Source organism: Bradyrhizobium sp. 87, assembly GCF_023073015.1.
GTDB classification, from domain to species: Bacteria; Pseudomonadota; Alphaproteobacteria; order Rhizobiales; family Xanthobacteraceae; genus Bradyrhizobium; species Bradyrhizobium canariense_D.
On record NZ_JADPIQ010000091.1, the window covers coordinates 1 to 6,967 of the forward strand.

Annotated in this window: 9 protein-coding genes and 1 pseudogene; 8 read left to right on the forward strand and 2 right to left on the reverse strand. The window is 62.4% G+C overall.

Features of this window, described 5'->3' with window-relative positions; genetic code table 11:
- The 3 genes and pseudogenes from IVB50_RS25880 to IVB50_RS25890 form a co-directional block, all read left to right on the forward strand.
- Positions 1–788 (forward strand): annotated as a pseudogene (locus IVB50_RS25880) (IS66 family transposase); the annotation flags it as partial.
- An 839-nt stretch (positions 789–1,627) separates the two neighbouring features.
- Positions 1,628–1,939, forward strand: coding sequence for a DUF736 domain-containing protein (locus tag IVB50_RS25885; protein WP_247297702.1), 312 nt, complete (start codon positions 1,628–1,630; stop codon positions 1,937–1,939).
- 378 nt (positions 1,940–2,317) lie between these two features.
- On the forward strand, positions 2,318–3,508 hold the full coding sequence (locus IVB50_RS25890; RefSeq protein ID WP_247297711.1) for a DUF932 domain-containing protein: 1,191 nt from the start codon (positions 2,318–2,320) through the stop codon (positions 3,506–3,508).
- A 147-nt stretch (positions 3,509–3,655) separates the two neighbouring features.
- Here IVB50_RS25890 and IVB50_RS25895 read toward each other — a convergent pair whose 3' ends face one another.
- Positions 3,656–3,883: a helix-turn-helix transcriptional regulator gene (locus tag IVB50_RS25895; protein ID WP_166105412.1), complete on the reverse strand. Its 228-nt coding sequence runs from the start codon at positions 3,881–3,883 to the stop codon at positions 3,656–3,658.
- Positions 3,884–4,113: 230 nt separating this feature from the next.
- Between IVB50_RS25895 and IVB50_RS25900 the strand changes: the two genes are divergently transcribed.
- The 5 genes from IVB50_RS25900 to IVB50_RS25920 all read left to right on the forward strand — a co-directional run bounded on the left by IVB50_RS25900 (position 4,114) and on the right by IVB50_RS25920 (position 6,635).
- Positions 4,114–4,386 (forward strand): DUF2285 domain-containing protein, encoded by a 273-nt coding sequence (locus IVB50_RS25900; protein ID WP_247297704.1) that lies wholly within the window; start codon positions 4,114–4,116, stop codon positions 4,384–4,386.
- 165 nt (positions 4,387–4,551) lie between these two features.
- Positions 4,552–4,815 carry a hypothetical protein gene (locus IVB50_RS25905; RefSeq protein WP_247297706.1) on the forward strand — a complete coding sequence of 88 codons (264 nt, stop codon included), beginning with the start codon at positions 4,552–4,554 and terminating at the stop codon, positions 4,813–4,815.
- A gap of 230 nt (positions 4,816–5,045) precedes the next feature.
- Positions 5,046–5,318, forward strand: a complete 273-nt coding sequence (locus tag IVB50_RS42175) for a DUF2285 domain-containing protein (protein ID WP_249804711.1) — start codon at positions 5,046–5,048, stop codon at positions 5,316–5,318.
- 131 nt (positions 5,319–5,449) lie between these two features.
- Positions 5,450–5,731 carry a helix-turn-helix domain-containing protein gene (locus IVB50_RS25915; RefSeq protein WP_247297708.1) on the forward strand — a complete coding sequence of 94 codons (282 nt, stop codon included), beginning with the start codon at positions 5,450–5,452 and terminating at the stop codon, positions 5,729–5,731.
- Between the two features lie 22 nt (positions 5,732–5,753).
- Entirely contained in the window at positions 5,754–6,635 is an 882-nt protein-coding gene (locus IVB50_RS25920) for a replication initiator protein A (RefSeq protein ID WP_247297710.1), read from the forward strand.
- Positions 6,636–6,724: 89 nt separating this feature from the next.
- On the opposite strand, the gene IVB50_RS25925 is transcribed toward IVB50_RS25920, so the two are convergent.
- The coding region (locus IVB50_RS25925; RefSeq protein WP_247296352.1) for a transposase at positions 6,725–6,967 on the reverse strand (243 nt) is incomplete at its 5' end.

The window sequence follows — 6,967 nt, forward strand, 5'->3', positions numbered from 1 at the left end:
CTGCCGCGCCTGTCACGGCGTCGTCCTCCAGCATGCTGCTCCCGAGCGATTGATCAGGGGAGGACTGCCGACCGAGCGGCTCGTCGCGCATGTGATCGATGCCAAGTATCATTGGCATTTGCCGCTTTACCGCCAGACGCAGATGCTGGCGACGCACGGTATTGCCATCGACCGTTCCACGCTCGCCTTCTGGGTCGGCTATGCGGCCCAGGAATTGAAGCCCTTGTGGCATCGTCTGCGCCAGCTTCTGCTCGCCTCTCCGAAGCTCTGTGTCGATGAGACCCCGGCGCCGGTGCTGGATCCCGGGCGCGGCAGGACCAAAACCGGCTACTTCTGGGCGCTGTCGCGCGATGACAGGCCTTGGGCCGGGCCTGATCCGCCCGGCGTGGTCTATGCCTATGCACCAGGCCGCGGCGCCGTTCATGGCTTGCGACTGCTCGAAGGCTATCGCGGCATCATCCACTGCGACGGCTATCAGGCTTACAAGACCATGATGCGAGAGACGCGTGCGGACGCCTTGTCCGGGACGCTCGCATTCTGCTGGTCGCATCTCCGGCGCCAGTTTGTGAAGATCGAGCGCGAGGCTTCGCCGGCGCCGGCGCCGGTTGCCCGCGAGGCCCTCGAGCGCATCGCCCAGCTCTACGCGGTCGAGAAAGTCCTCCGTGGCCGATCTGACGCCGAGCGCCGCGCGGGCCGGCAGGCGCATGCCCGGCCGTTGGCTGCAGCCTTGAAGCAGTGGTTTGAGGCGAAGCTTGGCCGATATGAAAAAGGCCGATATGGCGGAAGCGGCCGAGCAGTTGTTGGCTGCGAGCGACTGGCTGCCGGCCCTGCTGAGGACGGCCAAGCAGCAAGAACAATCCGATGCGCCCACTGCTGGGCGTGATGATGCCTATTCGGAGGCTGCCGAGTGAGTTTTGGCCGGGGCCCCGCATGCGGCCCCGGCCAACCGCGCAAAAATTTCGGCCGCGCGCCTTGGCGCGCGGCCGGTTTAATTGATGCAAAGGCAGCAACTTAGAGACGCAAGCCCGCACCTGGACGACGGAGTACGGTGCTTCCGATCTGTGCCGATCGTAGCGGACCGCGAGCACGGGATCGTCGTCTAGCCCGCTTCATCAGCGGCGATGTGCCCTTGGCCGGTCCTTGATCAGACGAATGACTGCCGCCGTTCGGATTATCTTCCAGCGGGGGCTTCTTCCAGTGGCGCTCCGATGCGCCACGACAGCATGCGAAATCGGTCGCTCATCGTTTCGTCTTACGCGTCTTTGCCGCCGTTGATGCGCTGATGTCAGCGTGTGTTCGCTCGATCGAGCCACGTCCTTGTGCTGCTTGAATGCGGGCAGCCATGGATATCTCCGTCAGTTCGTTCCCGGGCAGCGTCCAACGCAACCTCGAATGGGCTGATCAGGCCCGAGGGACGGCAAGAGCCTCGATCGCCTTCCCGCAACGGCTACGCCTGCTTTTTTCCCCTGCCGCAAAGGGGCGGCATTCCTCGCCGAAACAAAAAAGCAGGCTTACGCCGTCCTTCGCTGCGCTGCGGGCCTGACGGCTGCGGGCCGATCGCTCCCCGGGCCAAGGATCGCCATCGAGGCCGCGATGGGCGCGGCCCGAGCAACCAACGGAGATTACCATGGCTACCATCGGCACCTTCACCGCTTCGGACAACGGCTATGTCGGCTCGATCAAGACGCTGACGCTCAACATCAAGGCAAGGTTCGCCGCGTCCGAGAAAGACAACGACAAGGCGCCCGAGTTCCGCATCTTCGCCGGTACCACCGAATTCGGTGCCGCCTGGAAAAAGACCGCCCGCGAGACCGAACGCGAATACCTCTCGGTCAAGCTCGACGATCCGAGCTTCCCGGCGCCGATCTACGCCTCGCTGGTGAAGGTCGAGGGCGACGAGGGCTTCACCCTGATCTGGTCCCGCCGCAACGGCGACTGATCCATCCGGATCATCCGCCCCGCCTCCTCCGGAGGCGGGGCTTTTTGCGTTTCTGTCATGCCTTTGCAGGCAAGCAGGAAGAGCATTGTTTTTTGGAAGTGAATCGCTAAGGGCTCCGCCCTCGCGCGGGCAAGGGTGAGGCACCTGACGGCGCCGGCCGAAGCGGTATCCCCGGTCTTCCGCGCCAAGGATCTTCATGACGACCAAAGTCGTCATGGCGCGTGCAGACGCGCGCTGATCGAGCGCGCCCTTGTCAGGCGGGTGATCCCCCTCCGCTTTGGCCGCCCTTGCCCTTGCTACCCCAGGTCTCGCCGACGGGCAGGGTTGCAGCGCAGCGCTGCGCTTCAACCTCAGCCCACAGGAGAAACGACCATGAACATGATGACTTTGTCGCAAGGCCAACAGCCCGCTTCCGGCGGCTTTCGTGTGGATGTATCGCGTGGCCAGCGGATTGGCCGTGTGTCATCGGAATGGTTCTCGCGGCCGGACGACGAACGTTATTTGAACCTGCCGGACCTCTATGACGCCGTGCGCGGTCGCGCCGAGCGCGCGCAGACGCGGACGGTGGAGAGCTGGGCCATCCGGGTTGAGGCCAACAGCAACAATTCCGAGCGGTTGGCCTTGATGGTCCCGGGACGTGACGAGCCGGTGGCCCCCACCCATTGGAGCTTCGGCCAGTTGTGCACGCTGGTCGGCGCGCCAACGTCCTATTTGCGGCAGCTTCCCGCGGCTCTGTCAGGCATCAATCTGCAACATGGCTTCCTGACACACCGCGCCGAGCTCGTGAAAACCCTCGAGGCCGATAACGGGCGGGTCGAGCTTCGCGCCGTCACCGGGCCGGACTATGGCCGTATCTGGGACCATGAACTTGTCGCCGCTGTGATGAAGATCGCGGGCAACGGCACCGGCGACACGCGGTGGAAGGTGCCGGGTGTGCTGGATTGGTCAACGATGACCCACAATCCCTTTGTAGATGTGACGAAGGACACGACAACGCTCTACGCCAGCGACCGCGACGTGTTCCTGTTTCTGGTCGACGATACCAACCCGATCGAGGCAGGCCGGTTGCCGGATGGATCACCGGATTTGTATTTCCGGGGATTTTACTGCTGGAATAGTGAAGTCGGCAGCAAGACGCTCGGTATTGCGAGCTTCTACCTCAGGGCGGTCTGCATGAATCGCAATCTGTGGGGCGTGGAGAACTTCGAGCAAATCACGATCCGGCATTCGAAATTTGCGGCGCAGCGTTTCGCGCATGAAGCGGCGCCAGCGCTGACGAGCTTCGCCAATTCCTCGCCCGCGCCGTTCGTGGCCGGCATCAAGGCGGCGCGTGAACGTATCGTTGCCCGCACCGACGACGACCGGGAGGCCTTCCTCCGCAAAGGCGGGTTTTCGAAGTCGGAGACGACGAAGATCATTGAAACCGTTTTGGGCGAAGAAAACCGCAAGCCGGAAAGCATCTTTGATTTCGTGCAGGGGATCACGGCGCTGGGCCGCACTAAGTCGCATCAGGATGCGAGGCTTGAACTGGAGGGGAAGGCAAAGCGCCTGATGGAGCGTGCAATCTGACACTGTGGGCCGCGCAATCGGCAACGGTCGCGCGGCTACTCCCCGAAAGCCTATGGCATCGTCGCCGGTCCGGCGAGCCGGACCGGCGACGATGACGCGTGTCCGCGTCCGGTCGCTCGCCGGGCCTTCGGCCCGGCTCGCGGAAGGTCAGGATCGAACCTTGGACATTCTTTCCTCAAGCAGGTCTGCTGGCCGGACCTCCAAGGCTTGGGCAATCTGCCAGACAGTGAGCAATGTAGCGTTCTGCAGCCCTCGCTCCATGCTGCTTACGAAGGCCCGATCAACGCCCATGCGTTCCGCCACGGCCTCTTGGCTCAAGCCAAGGGCCAGGCGAAATCGACGCGCGTTCGCTCCAAAGACCTTGCGAATATCCATCCGCAGGATAGGAAGCAATCGCGTATTCTAGCGCTACGTGTTGTAATACGCGGAAACTGGATGTTGAGTAGCACGGACGGAGCTTCGATTGCTGAAATGTGCGGAAATGCGGCTTCTTGGGGCCTCGCGCGGGCAGGTGGCATGCCATATGCTACGGCACCGAACTATTCGAGCCGGCAAAGCTCGCGGCTCGCGACTTGGTTTCGATCACTCGCATATTGAAGTCTCTGATGTCGAAGCCGCAGCTAGATCCTGACGTCGCGGATGTCGCGCCGAACGAGCCGGCGCTGACGGCCTATGACGAACAGCATGTCGTCACGTACATTCGCCTTCTGCAGGCGGACGGCGAGGAGGCGGACTGGCGTGAGGTCGCTCGAATCGTCTTGCATATCGATCCCGAGCGAGAGCCGGAGCGTGCGCAGAGCGCATATCAGAGTCATCTTGCACGCGCCAAATGGGTGACCGAGCAGGGACGTCTCTTACGTGGCGCCGGCTCAAAATAGAAGAGAATCGCCGACGAGGGGCTTGCAGCCGGAATGATTTTCTTCCGCTTACCGGTGGTCATTCTCATGCACCACGTGGTGCTAAACTAGGGGCTTCCTACAACCGCGTCGTTTATAGTTATTGCGGCGCAATCCTTGTTAGCTGCGTGCAATGGGGCGGAAGCAATGCCTGAATTCGACTGGCGATCGCCGGATTCGTTTAAGAGCCTAGAGAACGCTGAGATCACTGAAATCGCCTGGGTGGGCCTTCGTATGAACGTGGATTATCAGCGTGACTACGAGGCGATTATCGCCAACAGTTCAGATGACCGAGGAATTCAGGAGGAGGTGGGGCCTCTGCTTTCGCCCATGACCCGCAGCGGTCGTCCCACGAGCAGACAATCTTTTGGGCGCCCGAGGTTCTACCCACCGTCGTCCCTGTCGCTGTAACCGCTTCAACGCCTGGTCAAAGCCCAACGCCTCAGCCGCCGCTTGATCTTGCATCTGGTCAGGTGCGCCGTGCCGCTGACGGCTGGCATGCTGTGCTGCAAATCGGTTCGGCGGAGCATCGCATCTGGTCGAAACAGCCGCTGACCGCGGGCGCTCACTATGCGGCCGAGTTGCCGCTTGACCGCGATTTCGAGGCCCGCGCGCATGCCGCCACGCGGCTGTGGCGCGCGATGAATGGACGCGCGCCGGGACCTCCGTTTCATCGCCTGCCCAAACAGCGGCGCGAACGACTTTCCGCAGCCCTTCGGGCGGCCGCCGCGTATCTCGCCGGCGCGACTTATCGCAGCATTGCAGAAGCTCTGTTTGGCAAGGCGCGCATATCGGATCGTGCCTGGAAAACACACGATCTGCGCAGCCGTACCCGTCGCCTTGTACAAAGCGGCCTCGCATTTGTGCGCGGAGGCTATCGCAAGCTGCTTCGGCCCAGGCGCAGGGACGGGTAGCGCCCCTCCTGGGGTGCCGAAAATCGACGTCCCGATATTCGGCATCCCCCTCCGAGACCGCGCTCCTCCATGATGACCGCACACGCGCCGGCGCCGCCATGCGCGGTGCGCCGTCACCTTGGAGTGCTCAAATGCCCGATGCAATGACCGGACTGCCCCCGCGCTTCCTGCGTACACCGGAGGCCGCGCGGTATCTTGGTCTCTCGGGACGCACGCTTGAGAAGCACCGGACGTACGGCACCGGGCCCACCTATCGGAAGATTGGCGGACGTGTCGTCTACGCCCTGGATGATCTCAAGGCGTGGGCCGATCTCGGCGCCAAGACGTCGACGTCCCACCCCGGGAAGGGGACCGTGCTGCCCGCAAAGAAGCACCCGGTGCTGCGCCCGTATGCGGGCCAGGAACGTCGCTGATCGCCGCCTGAGAGCAGTGACCATGCGGCGCAAACACCATTCCGAGCGCGACCAGCTTGAGCTCTTTCGGGCGCTGCCCGGCGACCTCGCGACGCGCGACGCGCAGGATCTGATGGCTTATCCATTCTTCTCGCTCGCAAAAACAAAGCGGATTGTACCGATCGATTTTCGTCTCGGTGCGATAGCAATTCGTGTCGAAGCCGTGCCGGAACATGGCATGGCGACCATCTGGGATGCAGACGTTTTGATCTGGGCCGCGTCTCAGATTGTCGAAGCCCGTGAAGCCGGCTTGAAGACGTCGCGCTTGATGGCTGCAACACCTTACGAGATACTGACGTTTGTCGGCCGCGGCACCAGCGCGCGCGACTATGACCGGCTGAAGGCGGGTCTCGACAGGTTGCAGTCAACGACCGTGCTGACGTCGATCCGTCAGCCGCCAGAACGGCGGCGGCATCGCTTCTCCTGGATCAACGAGTGGAAGGAGACGGCCGACGCTAACGGTCGCCCATTTGGGCTCGAGCTGATTTTGCCGGATTGGCTCTATGCCGGCGTCATCGATGACGCGCTCGTGCTCACGATAGACCGCGCCTACTTCGATCTGACGGGCGGACTTGAGCGCTGGCTTTACCGCCTCGTGCGCAAGCATGGCGGGCGTCAGGACGGCGGCTGGAGCTTTGATCTTGTGCACCTCCATGCCAAGTCCGGCATCCTCTCGCCGCTCAAGCATTTTGCTTACGACGTGCGGCAGATCGTTCAGCGCCAGACATTGCCGGGCTATCAGCTCGTGCTCACAGGCGACCCGAACGGCACCGAGCGGCTGAACTTCGCGCCTACGCCTGTTGATCCCGTTACGGCACGCCTGCACCGGCGCGGTCTCATTCCAAATTCGGAGGACAACCTGTGAATCAGCTCGTGCTACCGGGGACCGGAATCGAGCTTAAGCGCTTGTTTCTCCGCGCTTTCCAGCCGCTCTAACTTTACTAGGGTTCAGACTCAATTGATCCAATAAGCGACGAGAGCGGCGAGGTGGACGGCGGCCAAGAAGTTTCTGGCAAGTTTGTCGTAGCGAGTAGCAACACGCCTGAAATCCTTGAGCCGGCAGAAACAGCGCTCGATAACATTGCGCCCTTTATAGAGGCGCTTGCTGAAGCTGTGGAGGGTTACCCGGTTGGATTTGTTTGGAATGACGGGTTTCGCGCCGCGATTGACGATTTCGGCGCGAAAGCCGTCGCCATC